Here is a 19,551-nt window from a genome sequence, read left to right as displayed (position 1 = left end):
CCGACGCGGGCCTTATCCGCGCTGATGCGGCAGGAACGGCATCGGATCGATCGGCTTGCCGTCGCGGCGCAGTTCGAACAGCACCGACACGCGCGAGTTGTTCTCGCTGCCCATCTCCGCGATCTGCTGACCCTGCGCACGATATCGCCCGTCTTCACGAGCAGCTTGCGGTTGTGCGCGTAGGCCGTCAGGAAATCCTTGTTGTGCTGGACGATGATGAGACTGCCGTACTCGTTCAACCCGGTGCCGGCGTACATGACCTTGCCGTCGGCGGCCGCACGGATCGGGTCACCCGGCTTGCCGCCGATTTCGATGCCGCGCGTCTCGCCAGCCTGAAAGCCTTCGACGACATTGCCTTGCGCCGGCCAGATCAGCGACACGCCTTTCGCGTGGCGCGCCAGTTCGGCATTCACTTCACGGGTGTCGGCAGCGCTCGGCGCGGGGCAGCTGTTGCGGGTGCCGATGCCGCCGTGTTTGAAGTGCCGCTCGTGTTGCTGGCAGCACCGCTTGCCGTGCTGCCCGATGCGCTCGAAGCCGCTGCGGCGCCATTTGCGTTGGGCGGCGTCGCGCCCTGCGCCGGAGCCGGACCGGCTGGACCGTTCGGAACGGCGACCATCTTCACCGCATCCGGCGCCGAGACGTTCAGCGCCTGCCCGATATGCAAGCGCGAGGACGGCTTCAGATGATTCCAGGCGACAACTTGCTTGACCGTGACGTTGTGGCTGCGCGCGATGCGCGCCAGCGAATCGCCGCGACGCACCTTATAGACGACGGGCGGAACCGGCTGCGCGACCATCTGGGTCGCAGGCGCTGCGGGCGCCGGATCGGCTGCCGTCTGCGCGGCCGGTGCCGCGTCGTTCCTGTTCGCATCCTGCTCGCCGACATGCGCGCAGGCGCCCAACATCAAGGCGAGCGTGAAGCTCGCAAAACTGGCCCAGGTCCTGTCGAATCCATTCTTCGACATATGCTCTCCCGCATGATTCGTTCAAAGACCGGATGCGTGCGGCTCGCCCAATCAGCGGATGTCGAAAGACACCCACGGGGAGGCGCGCAGCATGCCGCCTCGTTGCGGCCTCAACTGTCCGGCGCGTTGCCGGGGCCAATCCGTCATCTCGCCCGGAGCCGCGTCATATCTGATGCGATCTTCCGCTAAAGGGTCGGAATAGCCTTCTAAATTAAAGCCGCATTGTAAAGTGCAGGCGCGGGAAAACGCGGCGCGCGAACACTCTGATACAAAATGTTTAATCGCGGTAATTTCCGGTGGTTGGGATGTAGATCGGCAGCCTATCGATTGCCTTTTAAACCACGCGTCATAAAGCCGCTCTATCTCATATCGGCACGGTGCGCGCGAAACTTGAGACGCACCCCACCGCTGCATCAACATGGAGACGTCAATGGCCGACATTAGCGAATCGAAAACGATCAGCGTGGCGATCGCGCGCGACTCGCGCGAGGTGTACGCGTTCATGGAGCATCCGCTGTCCTTCGCGCAGTGGGCGTCGGGACTCGGCAAGCCGCTTCGCGGCGAAGGCACGCAATGGACTTTCGAAAGCGCGGACGGCAAACCCGTCGACGTCCGCTTTACGCCGCGCAATCCGTATGGCGTGCTTGATCACTATGTGAGCACCGGACAGGGAGACGAGATCTATATACCGATGCGCGTGATCGCGAACCGCGAAGGCAGCGAAGTACTGTTTACGCTGTTTCGGACAGCGGGCATGAGCGACGCGCAATTCGCCGCAGACGCACAGTGGGTCGAACGCGATCTCGCTGAACTGAAGCGCTTTCTCGAGCAGCAATAAAGTCCGCTCGATTCACGCGCGCACGATCGTCACGCCGAGCGCTTCGAATGGCGCGGTGGTCGACGCGGGCGCGCCCTTCTCGACGATGATCGTGCTTGCCGCGTCGATGCCCGCAATCATGTATGCCGAAGCCGCATTCAACTTTTCCGACGATGCGAGCACGACCGTCTCGGCCGCGCGCGCCACCAGCGCGCGTTTCACGTACGCCTCTTCGAGATCGCCCGTGCTCAATCCCGCCTCGGGATGAACGCCCGTCACGCCCATGAAGTACAGATCGGCGCGGATGTGGCCGAGCGCTTCGATCGCGGCCGCCCCTACCGCCACCATCGAATGACGGAACAGCCGCCCGCCGATGATCACGACCTCCAGCGCGTCGTGCGCCGCGAGTTCGACGGCGACGCTCGGACTGTGCGTCACGATCGTCGCCCGCAGGTCGGCGGGGAGATGGCGCGCCAACTGGACGGCAGTCGTACCGCCGTCGATAAAGGCGATCTGGCCCGGCGCGATCATCCGCGCGGCGGCCCGGCCGATCGCCGCCTTCGCTTCCGAGCCGATCGCCTGGCGCCCCGCGAGATTCGCCACAGCCGGCGATGAAGGCAATGCGCCGCCGTGGACGCGCTGCAGTTTGCCCTCTGCGGCAAGCTCGCGCAGGTCGCGGCGCACCGTGTCTTCCGAGACGCCGAATGCCTCGCTCAGCGGTTTGGCGAGCACCTGGCCGTCGCGCTGAAGCGCGTCGAGAATCAGATTCTTACGTTGGGAAGTCAGCATCTATTTGTCTGGTCGCGCCGTGTTTTCGGAATTGCACGAAATTTCTTGATATTGCACGAATCTGCACGATACCATGAATTCGTTCGAGACAAGGAGGATTCATGGCTAAAACGGCTGAGCGTGTGCGTATCGTCGATGTGCAGGTGCTGTCCGACGACTGGTACCTATTGAAGAAGACGTCCTTTGATTTCCAGCGTGGCGACGGCAGCTGGCAGCGACAGAGCCGCGAGACCTATGATCGCGGCAACGGCGCGACGTTGCTGCTCTACGATCCGCGACGACGGACCGTCGTGCTGACGCGGCAGTTTCGGTTGCCTGCATTCGTCAATGGACACGAAGGGATGTTGATCGAAACGCCTGCTGGTCTGCTCGAAGAGGCATCGCCGGAAGAAAGGATTCGCGCTGAAGTCGAAGAGGAAACCGGCTATCGCGTGGAGCGCGTGCGCAAGGTGTTCGAGGCGTTCATGAGTCCGGGTTCGGTGACCGAGAAGCTCTATTTCTTTGTCGCCGAATACGATGCCGATACGCCCATCAGCCGTGGGGGCGGAATCGCTGACGAGGGCGAAGATATCGAAGTACTCGAACTGCCCTTCGACGATGCACTAGCGATGGTCGCGTGCGGCGAGATCATGGACGGCAAGACCATTATGTTGCTGCAATACGCGGCGCTTCATCTGTTTGTGAATGAATGCGCAGCGGAGAACGAAATGCGCGAATAAAAAAACCCGTCGGGCTTCAGATGAAGCGCGACGGGGAATGCGTGGAAATCTCACGACACGAATGTCGCTTGCTACATCGCGTAATCAGAACTTGTGGCGAATCGCTGCACGGAACGCGAGCTGGTTCGACGTCGACGACGGAGCCTGCGTGCCGAGAATGAACGCGTTGTCCATGATCGAATTAGTCTTGTCGCCCGCGACCTTCTGGTACACGCCCTGCACGTAGAAGTCCGTGCGCTTGGAGATGTTGTAGTCCGCCATCAGGCCGACCGTATGGACCTTCGGCTTGACGCTGCCCGTCGATGAATCGTAGTTCTCCAGCGTGTACACGTACTCGCCGCCGACATAGAACGCGGGCGTCAACTGGTACTTCGCATTCAGTTCGAAGTTCTGGAACCGCAGGCGATTGAGCGTCGAGCCTGCCGAGACGATCGCGCCCGGCGTGCCGAGATAGCCATTGCCTGTCGGGTTGTGATAGTCCGAGTTAGTGTAGGCGAAGCCCACCGTTGCCGAGCCGAACGTGTAGTTGATGCCACCGCCGAATACACGCATGCGCTGGGCGAAGAAGCTGGCGTCGTTGGTTGCGATCGCGCCGCTCGACGTTGCGCCCGTGTTGTTCGCCTGCAGGTAGGCCGCGGCGAGCAACAGGCCGCCCGTCGCGTATTGCGCGCCGAAGCTGTACTGACGGTTGTTGGCGAAATTCACGTCGTTGCTGAAGCTATACGTGCCGCCGAACTGGAAGCCGGCGATGTCCGGGCTCGCGTACTTGACCGTGTTGTTGACGCGGAACGAATTGTCCGTGTTGTCGTTATCGAACGGGTGCGAGAACAGATAGCCGGACCAGTTGCCGTTCGACGTCGTTTGTGCGAGGTAGTCGACGACGGAATCGTACTGGCGGCCCAACGTGACCGTACCGAAGCGGTCGTTCGACACGCCGACGTACGCCTGACGGCCGAACATGCGGCCGCCCTGCCCCAGACGGCCGCTATTCAGGTCGAAGCCGTTTTCGAGCTGGAAGATCGCCTTGTTGCCGCCGCCCAGATCTTCCGCGCCTTTCAGGCCCCAACGGCTGCCTTGTGCATAGCCGCTTTGCAATTCGACGACGCTATGGCCGCCGACGCTATTCGTATAGTTGACGCCTTCGTCGATCACGCCATACAGCGTGACGCTGCTTTGCGCGAAAACGGGAGCGGTGAAGGCGGCTGTAGCGGCCAGCGCGATGACCTGTTTCTTCATTGGACGATCTCCGATTTTGGTAGATATGGTGGTTGGTTTGTGCTCTGGATTTAACGCTTTTTGTTCGGCATGCTTACTATTTATGCAGCTTTGCGACGTTTTTGTTTGCACGCACTTCTGGTCAGGGGTGCGTGCAACGGACGTGATGCTGCCCGAGCGCAATCGCGTCGTCTAGTTGAAGTCAGGGCAGTGTTGAAAATCGTTGTGAAATGCCCACGAATGGTGCATCAATTCGTGCGATTGAGTGGGTCTGTCGGGGAGGTTCGAGATCTCTTCGCGTATTTTCGCTAAAGCTCTCCTTCACGAAACTTCTACATCGTAAATCGGAATTGTCCGATAGGAGGTGCCGAAAGGTCTTCGTATCCTCTGCGCCTCTATGTGGCGCGTGCTTAAGAAAGTGACGGAGGTTCGAACCGAATCATTCGTCTCAATGCTCAACTACGCTTCGCGCCAAGGCTCACCGATACGCGACCGGGAGGCATTGATGAAAACGACTTACCACGAGGTTTCGCGTAATCCGAACCGATCTGTTTCCTACCAGACGCCGAGCGTTGGTACTCACGTTATCGGGATCTTCGTTTTCGATGGGTTTTCGATGTTGCCGGCAGTGGAAGTCGCCGACGTATTCGACAAGGCGAATCAGGTCCTGGATGGTGGGCGTGATGACATGCCTCGCTACAGGACCGTTTTTGTTTCGAGCCACGGAGGTTGTGTGTCCAGTTCAGCGCGCATCGACGTGTTGACACAACCGGCTGAGCAGTTTTGCGCCGCTCGGGCGGTCTTCGTCGCGAGCGGAGAAATGGCTGTGGACGTTACAAGAGATGTGAAGTTCAGTGAATGGCTTCGCGGGACGATGTCACAGATTGATGAGGTTTTTGTTATTGGAAACAGCGATGCTTCGCTGGGTGGCATCAGCGAGTCCGTCCACACTTCTGCCGGTGACCTCCAACCTGTCGATCCGACAGGCAACAACACATCCGATCATGCATCGCGACCTGCGGTGCGGCACGCGCTTGGATTGATCAGGCAGGACTTTGGCTTGTCCGTGTTGCGACAAGTGCTCGAACATCTTCCTCATACCGGATTGCCGGAATTCAATGCGATCGCAGCGAATGGCGCCAAGTCAATCAAGGAGAAGATTCACGAGAGCGCGCGGTGGATCACGCGCAACTGCGATAGGCCGATTTCGATTACCGTCGCCGCGCAGACGGCAGGGATGAGCGACCGCTCGTATTTGCGGCATTTTCGAGCGGAAATGGGCGTGAAGCCGTCCGAGCATCTGCGACGGTCACGTGTTGAACTGGCTGCGGCCATGCTTACATCAAGTGACTTACCGGTCGACAAGATTGCTCGGCGCTGTGGACTGACGAGTGGGGAATGTCTTGCAAGACTCTTTCGACAGATTTGGGATATTTCGCCGACGGAGTATCGGAACCGGTTGGTTTGAGGACGTGACATCCGTCCCGCACTAGCTAAAAGGTGTGTCCTTTCATTGCTTCTTTCGTGATACCCGCGATGCTTACACCCATTTCAAAAGCTACCGATTTTATCTGCATTGCCAGCGCTGCATATGTCTCACAGAACATCGTGTTTCACGATAAAGTTGACTTTTCACACGTCGATGCTTTATTAGGCATCCTAGGTCTGACACTACCGTTTATCACGTTTCAATTGACAAAGGTCTATCAACCTTTTCGAAACGATTCTGCAATCGTAAGCACAACGCGGACACTGGCTGCATGGCTCGCAGCTCAACTCGTTCTCGCTATTCTGTCTAATCTTTACCCCGGCGCCGCCCTCCGAAACATTTGGCTTCTTTGGTGGACAGTCATGGCCGCGTGCGCACTTATCGCGGGTCGATGTGTGATTAAAGCACTACCAATCCTTTTCCATTCCTGGTGGTTCTCCCCCTCCCGGATCGCCATAGTCGCACCATCGGGTGCCAATGGCAAACTCATTGAACGCATTGCCATTCAAACGCGGGACACATTCACAGCGGAGTTGATCTTCGATCCATCACTTACGCGAGATACGCTGATCGATCGTATTCCGGTTGTCCACAAGTTTCAATCGCTAGTTGATGTTGTTCGGACCGAAAAACTGCGGGAAATCTGGGTCCTGAACTCCCCGTTCCGCCCCGTTCCGATTGAACCTCTACTTCATGAATTCAAGCACGAATTCGTCAATATCCGTGTCCTTCCACTATTGGATGAATGTGGACCCATAAAGTCCTATGTCGGTGATTATCGTGGCATTCCCCTTCTAAACCTTAAGGTATCTCCGGAACGCGGCTGGAGCACGGTTGCAAAGGAGGTCTTTGATCGCATCTTCGCCTTGTGTGCACTATCGTGCCTTTCGCCTCTACTCGTCGCCATTGCGGTCGCCGTGAAAGTGTCTTCCCCAGGGCCTGTTCTTTTCCGACAGTACAGAAAGGGAATGAATGGACATGTATTCTCAATCTATAAATTTCGAACAATGTATGAAGGAGCGGATATACCAGGGACTATCGTTCAAGCGCAAAAGGGGGATGCTCGTGTCACCAGAATTGGACGATTCTTGCGCGGCACCAGTCTCGACGAACTACCTCAATTTCTGAATGTTTTGAGCGGTGACATGTCGGTGGTCGGACCTCGTCCACATGCGGTCGAGCACGACGAATATTACAAAGACCTGGTCCAAGATTATATGTTTCGATATCGTATAAAGCCCGGCATTACTGGACTGGCGCAGATCAACGGTTTTCGCGGCGAAACCGCGCGACTCGAAAAAATGGAAGGGCGGGTGAAACTGGACGCCTATTATATTCAGAATAGGTCATTCTGGATGGATATAAAGATCATCGCGCTAACCATGATCAAAGGTTTTTCAGGAAAAGCGGCTTACTAAAATTTTCGAATAATCCATGACTTTCAACATAATCCAATGCCTTCTCTTTTCCGGGACGAGTTCTCAAGTTCGAAGCACAACGCCCTGGCTCGCATAAGGTGTTGCCATGGAAAAACGATACAAAGCACTTCAGCATGAAGAGCGACTGACGATTGTCATCCAGTATCTATAGGGCCCAGGCATACCGGCCATAGCCCGTGTGCCTGGGCGTTCACCTGCAGTGAGACGTACCTAACCGCGGCCGTACGTATCTTCAAAGCGAACAATATCGTCTTCGCCCAGATACGCTCCGGACTGCACCTCAATGATCTCAAGCGGTATTCGTCCTGGATTCTCAAGACGATGAGTAACACCAAGCGGGATGTAGGTCGATTCATTCTCTGACAGCATGAAACTTTCTTCGCCCCGAGTTACGAGCGCCGTACCGCGCACGATTATCCAATGTTCAGCGCGATGATGATGCATTTGCAGTGACAGTTTGGCCCCAGGATTCACAACGATTCGCTTGACCTGAAATCGATCGCCGTTGTCGATTGAATCGTAGTGCCCCCAAGGACGATACGCTTTTCGATGATTGACGGCCAGTGTGTGACGCTCGCTTCGCACTCGATCAACAACCTTCTTCACATCCTGTACAGAGGATCTGTCAGCCACAAGCACGGCGTCGTCCGTTTCCACGACGACAAGGTCACGTGTGCCCACGCATGCGACGAACCGTCGTTCCGAGCGTACAAATGTCGACGATGCGCCTTCAAACATGACTGCTCCGCCCTGGCTTACATTGCCGCTTTCATCCTTTGGCATGATTTTCCAAAGGGAATCCCATGAGCCCAGATCAGACCATCCCGCTAATACCGGAACGACAACGCTGCTGCAGACCGAACTATTGTTTCCCAACTTTTCCATAATCGCGTAGTCGATCGAATCCGACGGGGACGATTTGAATGCTTCGTAGTCTAATCGTACAAACGATCCGTCAGAAACACCTTGCTCATATGCTTTACTACACGCGGTATAGATCTTTGGTTGGCACAGTTTCACAGCCTTGACCCATACCGATGCGCGCACAATAAAGATCCCACTGTTCCACAAGTATTCGTTCGACTCAACATACTGCCTTGCAACGTCCAGAACAGGCTTTTCCACGAACCCATCCAGCCAGCGAGCGCTCGTCACGTCGTCGCCCGTCAGCGCATCACCGAGTCGGATATATCCATAGCCAGTTTCCGGGGATGTAGGCACTACGCCAAGCGCAACAAGATGGCCCTTCGCTGCATGCATGACGCCCACATCGACGGCAGCCTGGAAGCCTCCAATATCACCAAACGCGTGATCCGCCGGCATCACAACCATGATGCCGTCTCCGTCAGATTCGATGATCGAGAGTGCTGCAACAGTTAGCGCAGGTGCGGTATTTCGTGCCACCGGTTCGAGCATCAGTTTGTATTGCCTTCCGCTCGCCCCTAGTTGCTCCGCAGTGGTAAAACGATGCTCTTCGTTACACACGACAATCAGTCGGGGAGCAACCTGATAGCTGGATTCGAATCCGTCCAATCGACGTGTTGTTGACTGGAGTAATGAATCGTCTCCGATCAGGGCGATCAATTGCTTGGGGCATTGCTCGCGAGACACCGGCCATAGCCGAGTGCCTGATCCACCAGCAAGAATCACAGAATGGACTTGAAGCGACGTGTCAGATAGTCCGCTTTTCTCCAATGGTTGCTGATCGATCTGCAATTCGAATGATTCAGCCATGAGATACTCCCTAAATGTAAAAATCGCGTGTGGGTATTGTTGTACGCAAACGTTCAAGTATTTTTGTCGAGGTATCGTGTTAGATCATGATCTATTGAGCGACAACATTTGCATGACGCCCTATCGGATCGTTGTTGTGTGCATTGGTCGTCAGCGAGCATTGAGCGTTTAGCCGCCACATTCGCAAGAATCCTCTCCACGCCTTCGACATACGCCTGGGTCCCAAACTTCCGCACCGCGGTCTGATACCCACGCGCAACAAGCCGGTCGCGCAGCGCCTGATCCGACCTCAACTCAGCAAGCGTATCGGCCAGCGCATGCGCATCGCCTGGCGTACACATCACCCCATTCACACCATCGTCGATGATCTCAACCACACCACCGGCACGTGCCGCCACGACTGGCCGCCGCGCCAGCATCCCTTCAACGATCACACGGCCAAACGGCTCTGGCGTAATCGACGTATGCGCAACCACATCGACGGCACACATGCACGCAGCCACATCATCCTGAAACCCAAGAAAATGCACCCGTCCTTCAAGCCCATTCGATGCAACAAACTCACGTAACCGCGCCTCGTAAGCATCTTCGCCAAACAGCGGCGCGCCCACCAGAACCGCATGCATCTGCGGATTGAGCACCATTGCCTCAAGCAACACATGCTGCCCCTTCCACTGCGCAAGACGACTGAACGAGCCGACAAGAAACGCATCCTGCGGCAGCTTCAGCCGCGCACGCAGCACGCTTTGCGGCGTATCCCGCAACGCACTGAACGGTGCAGAGGAAATGCCGTTGAACACCACATCGATGCGCTTGTCGCCAAAACTGGTCAGCTCGGCAAACGCACGCGCCGAAGCCGCCGAATTGGCGATCACATGCGCCAGACCCAGTTTCGCGCACCATTTGATGATCGCAAGCTGCTTGCTGCCGAAATGCTCGGGGCTAACGATATCGCGCAGATGCCAGACCACAGGGCGCCGCGCAAAGCGTCCCGCAATCGCGCCAATCACCATCGCCCGCTGCGTGTTCGCATAGATCACGTCGCTCTGCCGGGCTCGCGCGACCGTCGCGCGAACCAGTGATGCCACGCCCTTCACCGCCTTCGCGATGGGCGGCGTGCCGCCCTGCTTGCGGATGTCGCGCGTCGCGCCGGGATCGAGTACATCGACGGCCACGCCTTCGCGATGCAGCGCCATACGAAACGGTCCGTCGTCGAACAGCACCACCTGCACACGCGCCTTGAGCGCCTTCACGACTTCCAGCAGCGACAGTTCGGCGCCACCCATCACGCCGCTCTGATCGATCGCAAGCACGCGCAACGCGCCCGATGCCGGTTTCGGTTCGCTCACCTTCGCGGGCGGTTCATCCACAGGCAGCGTCGCCCCCTGCAGCGCAGGCACCGTTTCGCGCACGAAGCCGAAGAAGCGCTCGCGGAAATGCCGGATCGAAAAACGCTCGGCATTCGCGCGGGATCGTCGGCGAAATCCTCGATCGCGCCGATGATCGAATCGGCCGTCTGCTCGTTGAAGAAAATCCCCGTCGGATGCGACTCGTACTGGTCGCGCACGGTTTCGAGCGCCCCGCCCTTGCCGTACGCAATCACGGGCGTGCCGCACGCCTGCGCTTCCACCACCGAAATGCCGAAGTCCTCTTCCGCTGCGAACACGAACGCCTTCGCGCGGCGCATGTGATCGCGCAACACGTTGAACGGCTGATAACCCATGATCTGCACGTTCGGTGTCGCCTTCGCGCGCACCTTCTGCATGTCGGGGCCGTCGCCGATCACGACCAGCCTGCGCTCCGGCATCCGCGCGAATGCCTCGACGATCAGGTCGATCTTCTTGTACGGCACCATGCGCGAGGCCGTCAGATAGAAGTCGTCCTTCTCTTCGCATAGCGAGAACGACTCGACGTCGACGGGCGGAAAGATCACTTCGGAATCGCGCTGATAAACCTTGTGGATGCGTCGCGAGATGAACTCGGAGTTCGCGACGAACGCATCGACGGAATTCGACGTGCGGATATCCCAGTTGCGCATGTAATGCAGGATCATCCGCGCCAGCGCGGACTTGGGGCCGCTCGTCAGCTTCGACTGCTGCAGATACTGATGCTGGAGATCCCACGCGTAGCGGATAGGCGAATGCACGTAGCTGATATGCACCTGGTCCGGCCCCGTCAGCACGCCCTTCGCGACGGCATGACTGCTCGAGATCACGACGTCGTACGCGGACACGTCGAGCTGTTCAATCGCGAGCGGCATCAGCGGCAGATAGCTGCGGTATTTCGTGCGCGCCTTCGGCAGCTTCTGGATGAAGGAGGTCGTCACGGACTTGCCGCGCAGGAACGTGCGGTCGTCGAGGAAGTCGACGAGACTGAAGATGTCCGCCTCCGGAAAACACGCGACGATCTGTTCGAGCACACGCTCGGCGCCCGCATAGGTGACGAGCCAGTCGTGAATGATGGCAACCCGCACGGGCCCGACGCTGCGCGCGCCGCGCCGTTTTGCGGGCGGCCTGCCAACGGGCGTGGTCGTGATGAGATCGCGGCCCGCATCGCGCGTCACGGGCGTGGGACGCAGCAGGTCTTCTTCAACGATATCGTGGTTCATGCGCTATTCCTCGGATTGAGTCGCAACTTCAGACGCACAAGCAGCGAACGCGCAAGATCGCGCAATGCAGGGGTCATCGTGAGCGACCACGCGACGTTCGCGCTCACGATGAGCGCGCCCGCGGCAATGGCCATCGGCAGGCTGGAGAGCAAGGTGGCGAGCCACAACGTGCCCACCAGAAAAGCGAGATGCGCGAGCATGTCGAGCACGATCGGACGCGCGTGAATGGCCGACAGTTTCAGCAGCGCCACGTAGTCGAACAGGCCGCGCGCGGCCACGACGACCGCCGCGCCCGTCAGGCCGAAATGCGCAATGCCGAACCACAGTGCGCCCGCGAAGAAAGGCAGCTCGAACAGGCCGAGGCGCGCGGCTGTCGCAGGATGCACCTGCGACTGGATGAGAATGCGCGCGAGGTTCGCCTGACCGACGAGCCACACGGAGATGATCAGGATGCGGCCCACGGGACCGCCCGCATCGGCGACTTCGTTGCCCACCCACGCATGCAGGAACGGTTCCAGCACGATGATCGCAACGAGCGCAATGGGCGTGAACACACCGTTCAGGAATTCGAGCGACTGCCGCATGATGACGTCGGCGTCGTCCCGGCCCACTGCCGACAGGCGCGGAAACAGCGTGCGCGCCATTGCATTCGGCAAAATGTTCAATCGTGTGACAACGTTCTGCGGCACGGTGTAGTACGTAACGAAACGCGCGCCTAGACTCGTGCCGAGCATCACGCGGTCCAGCGATTCGGAGACCATCCCCGAGATGCTCGCAATCAGCATCCAGCCGCCGAGATTGAAAAGTTCCTTTGCAATGGTCAATTGCGGTAATTGAGCGCGCCCGATGCCGAGCACGATCAACGCTGAGCGTCCAAGCAGAATAGCCAAGATGATGCGCGCGACCACAGCCGCCGCCAGCACGTTCTGCAGCGTCGGCCCCATCATCCATGCGGCGGCGAGCGGCAGCAGCTGGAACAGGAACGTGCCGAGCGTCTGGTTCGTGTTGTAGATGCCGAAGCGTTCCGCGCCGTTGATCGCGCCCGCGAACACCCACGACACGTTCGCGAGCGGAATCGCCACCGCGAGCCACGGCAGCGCCATATAGACCTCGTGCTGCAGTTCGGGCGACACCTTCGAGAAATACGCGGTATAGAGCGCCGCGCCGAAGTAGATGACGAGCCCGCCGACGATGCCCGTCGCCAGGTTCAACCACGTCGCGCTCCAGAACACCTGCTCGCACGCCTGCTCGTCGTTCGATGCACGCGCCTTCGAGATGTGGTTCTGCGCAGCCATGCTCATGCCGAGATCGAGAATGCTGAAGTAGCCGATCAGCGTCCAGACGAGGCTGATCACGCCGTAGCGTTCGACGCCCAGCAGCTTGATGTACGACGGCACCGTGACGAGCGATACAAACGTCGGCAACACCAGCCCGATCAGGTTGATCACTACGTTTCTGAGGATGCCTTTATCCATCGGATGCCTTTCTGGTCAGTCATAGGTTTGGGTAGCGTGTGGGTGGAGAGGCGTCGTGCTTATGTTTTCGATGCCGGTTTCCAGCGGTACATCACCACCTTGCCGCGCGCGTCTTCCTCGACGAACACGAGGTACTCGCCATCGTCGCGGCGATATGCGCTGATGCCGTTGGGCACGTCGACCCAGCCCGATGCGTGGCCCACCTCGGGCCCCGGTTGCATCGTGCCGACGGGCGTGCCCGTGTCCTTGTCGTAGACGTGCATGGTGCCAACGGGCTCGACGGCGAACACGTATCTGCCTTCGACGGTGAGGCCGATCAGCGTCGAGACGGGTTTTGCTTTCGTGTCCCACGGCAGCGGCAGCGTGTAGCGCGCGACGGGGTTGCCGCTCGACCACTTGTCGTAGCGCACCATCACGCGGCCCACTTCCTTCCAGAAGCCACGGTCGAAAGGCGCTTCGGCCGTGTAGCCCGTCACATACATCGAATCGGTCTGCGGGTCGTAGATCGCCCGTTTGATTTCGCTGAACGGTTGCGGCACGGGGTATGAAGTCATGTCCGCGTACGAGTAGACGGGGTTGCCCTTCGCATCGAGACCGCCGAACCGGAAGCGGTTGATGCCCTTCGAATCGCGCGCGCGCCAGATGTCGCCGTTGGTGTCGACCCACCAGCCCCAGCCGCCCGCGAGGTGCGTGCCCGTCGTGTTCGGCGTGAACTCGTCGGCGTCGAAGCGGCCGTTGCCATTGCTGTCGCGCCAGATCCAGTCGCCGCCCTTCGGCGCGTTCGGCACCTTCAGCACGGCGCGCTCGCGGCCCGCGATAAAGCCCGATGGCGTCGCCGTCTCGCCGTCGCGGCCGCCGTCGAAGCGATAGATCTTCAGATGGTCCGCGTACATGTCCGTGAGGAACAGGAACGTGCGGCCTTTCAGCTTGCGGGCGATGGGCAGGCCCGGCCACTGGTCGGTGTTGAAGACGGGATCGTCGGGATACCTGAAGCGGTTCGTCAGGAAGCCCGCGTAGGTCCATTGCTGGCCCGCCGGCTTCGACAGATCGAGCGTGAAGCGCTTGTTGCCCGTATAGACGCTGTCGGGCCGCGACGGGTCCATCCACGCGCCATCGACGAACAGCAGCCCTTCCACCTGCCACACGCGCCTGCCGTCGGGCGCATAGCTTTCGAGCGTCGCGCCGAGGCCCGCTCCCGTCGGCTCGAAGCGCGGACCGATGCCATTGGTCGAGACGTAGATGTTGCCGCGCGCATCCACGCCTACGCCCGTGAGTCCGTTGAAGCGCTGTGGTCCCGGCTTGCCCGCGACGCCCGAGAAGATGCCGCCGCGCTCGCCGAGCGTCGAGGTCAGCGCATAGCCGCCGTCGCGCTTGCTTAAGAACAGCACCTGCTGGCGCGGGCCGTTATCGGCGATCAGCACGCGGCCCTGAGGATCGACGGCGATATCGACGGCGACCGTGTCGGCGGGCAGCGGCAGTTCGTCTTTCAGACGCTGGCCGTTTGCATCCAGGTGCGCGACTTTCGGCTTGTCGCCGAGCGTGTCGGTCAGCACCCACAGCGTGTCGTCGCCCGCGCGCGCGATGCGGCCCGGTGCCGGCACGCTCCATTGCGCCTTGCGCTGCATCGATTCGGCGTCGTACACCTCGATGCGGTTCTGCGACGTGTTCGACGCGTAGAGCGTCGTGTCGCTCGCAGCGAGCCCGTTGATGTCGCCGCGCGTACCCGTGGGCACGTCGTTGACCATCGCGAACGCGGCGGCCGCCTTCGCATGCGGATCGATGCTGCTCACAGCGGCCTGGAACGCGGCGACGCGCTTCGTATCGCCGATCTCACGCCGCGAGATGCCGTACCACTGGCGACCCTTGTCCGGCCACACGCCCTGCCCGACGAGATGTCCCTTCTCGTTGCCGACGCCGACAGCCACGTACGCATAGCGTTTGTTGATCGCGATCGCGTTGCCGCCGCTGTTACCCCAGCCGTGCGTGCCGCCCGCGAAGCCGAGCATCTTGCCGTTCTGATAGACGCTCGCTTCCGCGCCGCTCTCGTCCCATGGTGCGTTCGTATAGACCTTGCCGTCGGGCGACACGGCGAGCGCCGTGATGTTGATCTGCGTCCACGCGCCGTCGCCGTAGCCGAAGGTATTGCCGATCCATGACGTCTGCACGTTCAGCGCGGGTTCGGCGAACGCATGCACGAAAGCTGCGTTGGAAAGTAGCGCGCATGTCACGACCTTCTGCAACGGTTTCAAGCGCTCGTCCTCGATGCTTCGCGTGTCGCATGCAACGCGGCGTCGGCCCGTTGGCCACGCGTCGCGCTGCCATGAATCAGGCGGCGCTCGAAGCCGAACCACGATGCGCTTGCATAAACCAGCGTGATCGCGAGCGCGAGCGCGGCCGTCACGTAGCGGTTGTAATGCAGCGGCCAGAGCGCGTAGAGAACGCTCAGGTGGATCAGGTAGATCGTGTAGCTGATCGTGCCGATATAGACGAGCACGGGATTGCACAACACCCGCTTGACGATGCCCTTGCTCTGCAGCGCGATCACGACAACCGACGTGCACAGCAACAGCGACACGCTATACAGCCCGGCATTCGAAAGCGGCGTATTGGCCGCGCGAAAACGCGGATAGTGCAGATGCAGCCACGCAAGCACGGCGAGCGCGACGCACACGCCGAGCACGGCCAGCAGCCTGAACGGCGCGAGCGCGTTCGCATCGCGCCGCACGGCGACGGCGAGCAGCGCGCCCGCTGCGAGCAGATCCATGCGGAACGGCGTCAGGTAATAGATCGGCCAGAACGAATCGAACCAGGGCGTCGCGACGGCGCGCAGCACGGGAACGAGCACGATCAGCGCGGCCGCGACATAGCCGAGCGCGCGTTCGGGCACGAGCAGGATCACGAACGGCCAGACAATATAGAACTGCTCTTCGACGGCGAGCGACCACAGCACGTTCAGGCTGTCATGGCCGCTCTGGTTGAGCGCATCGCCGATATTCGTCGCGAAGAACGCGTACCACTCCCAGTGCTGCGCCCAGCCGAAGCCGAACAGCAGCGACGACACCACCATCAGCAGCAGATACGGCGGCAGGATGCGGCGCGCGCGGCGTGCATAGAAATAGCTGAAATACGACTGCTGGCGCGCCTTGCGGTCCAGCAGAATGCCCGTGATCAGAAAGCCGCTCAGCACGAAGAACAGGTCGACACCCATCCACAGCGGCGCCTTCAGCGCGTGCTGCGCGAACACCGCGAGCACGGCGATCGCGCGCAGGCCGTCGAGCTGGACGATGCGTCGGTGATGAGAAGGCGTGGCGGGCAGGGTGCTGGCTGTCATGAGCGTCCGTGTATGCGCCTGATGCGGCAGTCAATGGGCCATGCACGGTGTCGCGAGGCGATCACCAATAGATGGCGCGTGCGTCTACTCTGGAGTGGAAGGATTCATATCGGTCAGGCGTCTGCGAGAGCTTCGTAATAAACAGCGGCGACCCGCTTCGCGATCACGGGATTATCGAAATTGGCCCGCGCGTACGTCCGGCACGCATCCGAGTCCGGCAGCCTGATCGTTCCATCCAGCGCCTTACCCAGACCATCGGCGATCGCATCCGCGCCCGTCGAAGGCAGCACGAGATCCTGCGACAGCCCCGCCACCGCTTCCGGAAGACCACCCACGGGCGTCACCAGCACGGGCGTTCCCGACGCCAGCGATTCCACGGTGATCAGCCCGAACCCTTCGAGCGCCACGGTCGGCACCACGCTGATCGTGGCCGCGCGATAGAGCGCGGCCAGGTGCTCGTCCGGCACGAAGCCGAGCAGCTTCACGTTGTCGCCGAGACCGGCATCGTCGATGCGTTGCTGCAACTCCTGTTGCAAGCGCCCTTTCCCTGCGATCAGTAGCAGCACGTCCGGATTGCGGCGCTTGACCATCTTCACGGCGTCGATCAGATCTTCGAGACCCATGCGCCGCACGAGACGCCGCACGGCCAGCACGATCGGCCGGCCCAGCGGCAGTTGCAGACGCAGCCGCGCTTCGTTTTGCGTAAGCGGCAGATTGAACTGGTCGACGTTCACGCAGCCCGGCACGACGCGCACGCGGTCGGCGGGAATGCCGTAGCGCGACGTCAGAATGCGGCCGAACGCATCGGACAGCACGATCAGCCTCGATGAACGCGCGTACACGGTCTGCTCCAGATATCGCTTGGCACGCTGACCGAGCGAGTCCGCGCCTTCGACGTGACTCTCATCAGCCCACGGCCCGTGAAAATGCGACACCTGCGGGATGCCGCGCATCGCGTCGAGGCCGGGAAACGTGTACAGCGCGAAGTGCGACGAGATCACGTCGGGACGCTGCTCGCGAATTTCGCGGCGCAGCGCGCGGCGTGCGGCCATCAGGCGAAGCGGCAGCGATTGCGCCGCGGAACCGAAGCCCTGGATCGCGCCGTTTGTGTCCTGCGCGACGCGCCCGGAGCCCGCGACGACGCCGCGCACTTCGACGCGTGCGCCGGGCAGTGCGCCGATCAGCGAGTAATACATACGGTCGAGACCGCCCGCGCGCTCGGGAAACCAGTGCATGCCGATTTGCAGCGACTTGATACATGAGAACGAAATCGAGCGCATGTTTGTTTTTAATTAAATGTTAATATTTATATATAGGATAACCAATTATCCATAGTTTTCTTTGATCAATTCATATCTACACACAGCTACCTCAGGCTGAGCGCACTAAATTAGCAATACGGTGTCTGGTTGGCGAAATAAATAATTTGCTCGGCGCGGTGCAAAAAGTCGATCATGGAGTTGGACAATCGCAACTTCGTTTCCACCGTACCGCAGAGAGAATGGCAAACATGCTTCCAAAAAATAGCAGACCGCCGGTGCTCACTAGTCTCACTGTGTCACAAAATCTATTTGCAGTGAAGCGATACCTGGTAGTATTGAATAATACAGACTTCGGGCGATCGCGATGAGAGAAGATGTCGACGAATTTGACGCGTATCTGAATCATCTGGCGCTGGCGTTAGGGCACGCCGATCGCCATGCCGGCCTCAAGGGTTACTGTTCGGGCTTGGTAATGCCGTTGTCACGCAAGAGCGTCGAGCCGATGGCCGCGCATATTGACCCACTTCACGCGAGTGCGAAACACCAGTCACTTCACCATTTTGTGGCCAAGGCAGAATGGTCTGACCGGGCGGTCCTGCAGCGGGTACGCGAATGGGTGATGCCCGCGTTAGGCCTGCACGCTGCTGAAGAGGCTGGCTATTACTGGATTATTGACGATACGGGCTTCCCGAAGAAGGGCAAGCATTCGGTCGGCGTAGCGCGACAATACTGTGGGCAACTGGGCAAACAGGATAACTGCCAGATCGCCGTGAGCCTGTCGATCGCGACGCAACGGGGCAGTTTGCCGATTGCCTGGCAATTGTATATCCCCAAGGAATGGATTGACGACCGGGAACGTGCCCGTCGCGCTGGCATTCCCGACGAACTAGTTTTCCAGACCAAGCCACAGATTGCGCTGGCCCAGCTTCGCGAGGCCATAGCATCCGGCGTTGCGCCGGGCATCGTGCTGGCCGACGCTGGGTATGGCGACGAAACCGCATTCCGGGAGGGCATAACTGAACTGGGTTTGTTGTACGCGGTAGGGATCCGGCCGGTCACCTCTGTGTGGGCGCCAGGTACGGAGCCGCTTCCACCCAAGCCCTGGAGCGGGCGCGGTCAGCCACCGAAGTTGTTGCGCCGTGCGCCCGGCCATAAACCGCTCGCGGTGAAGGAACTGGCCATGCAATTACCCGTGAACGCCTGGCAAACCGTAACCTGGCGGGAAGGTAGCAACGCAGCACTTTCCTCACGCTTTGCCGCCGTACGGGTTCGTCCCGCACATCACGACTATTGGCGAAGTACGGTTCGCGACGAAGAATGGCTGCTTATTGAATGGCCTGATGGCGATACGGAGCCGCTCAAATACTTTCTCGCTACTGCCCCCGAGGAGGCGACACTTGAGCAGCTTGTGTTCGTGACCAAGATGCGCTGGCGCATCGAGCGCGACTATCAGGACCTGAAACAGGAGTTCGGGCTCGGTCATTATGAAGGGCGAGGCTGGCGTGGCTTTCACCACCACGCCACATTGAGTATCGCTGCGTATGGGTTTCTGATGGCTCAGCGACTGCGAATGCAATCAGGTGGACGCGATAAAAAAAACTTCCTTGAACGGGCGCTGCCTGCCCTTCCCTCGGATTACATCCCCCGGGGCAGTCCAGCGCGCTCAACGCCACGTTCCTGATTCCATTACCACGTTGCGCATCCTGCTT

Annotated in this window: 12 protein-coding genes and 2 pseudogenes; 5 read left to right on the top strand and 9 right to left on the bottom strand. The window is 59.8% G+C overall.

Annotation, left to right across the window (positions count from 1 at the left end):
- Nucleotides 1-12: 12 nt before the first annotated feature.
- A pseudogene (locus H1204_RS20055) lies at nucleotides 13-964 on the bottom strand (peptidoglycan DD-metalloendopeptidase family protein).
- A 430-nt stretch (nucleotides 965-1,394) separates the two neighbouring features.
- On the opposite strand from H1204_RS20055, the gene H1204_RS20050 reads away from it, so the two are divergent.
- Entirely contained in the window at nucleotides 1,395-1,802 is a 408-nt protein-coding gene (locus H1204_RS20050; protein WP_180732403.1) for an SRPBCC family protein, read from the top strand.
- A 12-nt stretch (nucleotides 1,803-1,814) separates the two neighbouring features.
- On the opposite strand, the gene H1204_RS20045 is transcribed toward H1204_RS20050, so the two are convergent.
- Nucleotides 1,815-2,570: a DeoR/GlpR family DNA-binding transcription regulator gene (locus H1204_RS20045; RefSeq protein WP_180732402.1), complete on the bottom strand. Its 756-nt coding sequence runs from the start codon at nucleotides 2,568-2,570 to the stop codon at nucleotides 1,815-1,817.
- 101 nt (nucleotides 2,571-2,671) lie between these two features.
- Here H1204_RS20045 and H1204_RS20040 point away from each other — a divergent pair, with 101 nt between their 5' ends.
- Nucleotides 2,672-3,289, top strand: a complete 618-nt coding sequence (locus H1204_RS20040) for an NUDIX domain-containing protein (protein ID WP_180732401.1) — start codon at nucleotides 2,672-2,674, stop codon at nucleotides 3,287-3,289.
- 84 nt (nucleotides 3,290-3,373) lie between these two features.
- Here H1204_RS20040 and H1204_RS20035 read toward each other — a convergent pair whose 3' ends face one another.
- A complete protein-coding gene (locus H1204_RS20035; protein ID WP_180732400.1) occupies nucleotides 3,374-4,525 on the bottom strand; it encodes a porin in 1,152 nt (383 codons plus the stop codon).
- A 484-nt stretch (nucleotides 4,526-5,009) separates the two neighbouring features.
- Here H1204_RS20035 and H1204_RS20030 point away from each other — a divergent pair, with 484 nt between their 5' ends.
- Complete coding sequence (locus H1204_RS20030) at nucleotides 5,010-5,972, top strand: helix-turn-helix domain-containing protein (RefSeq protein WP_180732399.1); 963 nt, start codon at nucleotides 5,010-5,012, stop codon at nucleotides 5,970-5,972.
- 68 nt (nucleotides 5,973-6,040) lie between these two features.
- Complete coding sequence (locus H1204_RS20025) at nucleotides 6,041-7,411, top strand: undecaprenyl-phosphate glucose phosphotransferase (RefSeq protein WP_180732398.1); 1,371 nt, start codon at nucleotides 6,041-6,043, stop codon at nucleotides 7,409-7,411.
- 231 nt (nucleotides 7,412-7,642) lie between these two features.
- Here H1204_RS20025 and H1204_RS20020 read toward each other — a convergent pair whose 3' ends face one another.
- The 6 genes and pseudogenes from H1204_RS20020 to H1204_RS19995 form a co-directional block, all read right to left on the bottom strand.
- Nucleotides 7,643-9,166: a mannose-1-phosphate guanylyltransferase/mannose-6-phosphate isomerase gene (locus H1204_RS20020; RefSeq protein ID WP_180732397.1), complete on the bottom strand. Its 1,524-nt coding sequence runs from the start codon at nucleotides 9,164-9,166 to the stop codon at nucleotides 7,643-7,645.
- A gap of 185 nt (nucleotides 9,167-9,351) precedes the next feature.
- Nucleotides 9,352-11,774, bottom strand: a pseudogene (locus H1204_RS20015) (glycosyltransferase family 4 protein); the annotation flags it as partial.
- Nucleotides 11,771-13,249, bottom strand: a complete 1,479-nt coding sequence (locus tag H1204_RS20010; protein ID WP_180732396.1) for a flippase — start codon at nucleotides 13,247-13,249, stop codon at nucleotides 11,771-11,773. The gene H1204_RS20010 and the pseudogene H1204_RS20015, both read right to left, overlap by 4 nt.
- Before the next feature lie 59 nt (nucleotides 13,250-13,308).
- Nucleotides 13,309-15,489, bottom strand: a complete 2,181-nt coding sequence (locus tag H1204_RS20005) for a hypothetical protein (protein WP_243468773.1) — start codon at nucleotides 15,487-15,489, stop codon at nucleotides 13,309-13,311.
- Nucleotides 15,490-15,494: 5 nt separating this feature from the next.
- The gene (locus tag H1204_RS20000) at nucleotides 15,495-16,580 is read right to left on the bottom strand and encodes an acyltransferase (protein ID WP_180732395.1); all 1,086 of its coding nucleotides are present in this window, start codon (nucleotides 16,578-16,580) and stop codon (nucleotides 15,495-15,497) included.
- A gap of 113 nt (nucleotides 16,581-16,693) precedes the next feature.
- Nucleotides 16,694-17,851 carry a glycosyltransferase family 4 protein gene (locus H1204_RS19995; RefSeq protein WP_180733239.1) on the bottom strand — a complete coding sequence of 386 codons (1,158 nt, stop codon included), beginning with the start codon at nucleotides 17,849-17,851 and terminating at the stop codon, nucleotides 16,694-16,696.
- Nucleotides 17,852-18,206: 355 nt separating this feature from the next.
- Here H1204_RS19995 and H1204_RS19990 point away from each other — a divergent pair, with 355 nt between their 5' ends.
- Complete coding sequence (locus tag H1204_RS19990; RefSeq protein WP_180732393.1) at nucleotides 18,207-19,523, top strand: IS701 family transposase; 1,317 nt, start codon at nucleotides 18,207-18,209, stop codon at nucleotides 19,521-19,523.
- The last annotated feature ends 28 nt before the right edge of the window (nucleotides 19,524-19,551 follow it).

The organism is Paraburkholderia sp. PGU19, from assembly GCF_013426915.1.
Classification (GTDB): Bacteria; Pseudomonadota; Gammaproteobacteria; order Burkholderiales; family Burkholderiaceae; genus Paraburkholderia.
Note: the sequence above shows the minus strand (reverse complement) of the source record. Positions and strands in the feature narration are given on the sequence as shown.

Excerpts from the sequence above, each read along its gene's own strand:
- H1204_RS20040 (WP_180732401.1), top strand. The coding sequence starts at position 2,672 with ATGGCTAAAACGGCTGAGCGTGTGCGTATCGTCGATGTGCAGGTGCTG.
- H1204_RS20020 (WP_180732397.1), bottom strand. The coding sequence starts at position 9,166 with ATGGCTGAATCATTCGAATTGCAGATCGATCAGCAACCATTGGAGAAA.
- H1204_RS20050 (WP_180732403.1), top strand. The coding sequence starts at position 1,395 with ATGGCCGACATTAGCGAATCGAAAACGATCAGCGTGGCGATCGCGCGC.
- H1204_RS19990 (WP_180732393.1), top strand. The coding sequence starts at position 18,207 with ATGAGAGAAGATGTCGACGAATTTGACGCGTATCTGAATCATCTGGCG.
- H1204_RS20000 (WP_180732395.1), bottom strand. The coding sequence starts at position 16,580 with ATGACAGCCAGCACCCTGCCCGCCACGCCTTCTCATCACCGACGCATC.
- H1204_RS20010 (WP_180732396.1), bottom strand. The coding sequence starts at position 13,249 with ATGGATAAAGGCATCCTCAGAAACGTAGTGATCAACCTGATCGGGCTG.
- H1204_RS20035 (WP_180732400.1), bottom strand. The coding sequence starts at position 4,525 with ATGAAGAAACAGGTCATCGCGCTGGCCGCTACAGCCGCCTTCACCGCT.
- H1204_RS20030 (WP_180732399.1), top strand. The coding sequence starts at position 5,010 with ATGAAAACGACTTACCACGAGGTTTCGCGTAATCCGAACCGATCTGTT.
- H1204_RS20045 (WP_180732402.1), bottom strand. The coding sequence starts at position 2,570 with ATGCTGACTTCCCAACGTAAGAATCTGATTCTCGACGCGCTTCAGCGC.
- H1204_RS20025 (WP_180732398.1), top strand. The coding sequence starts at position 6,041 with ATGCTTACACCCATTTCAAAAGCTACCGATTTTATCTGCATTGCCAGC.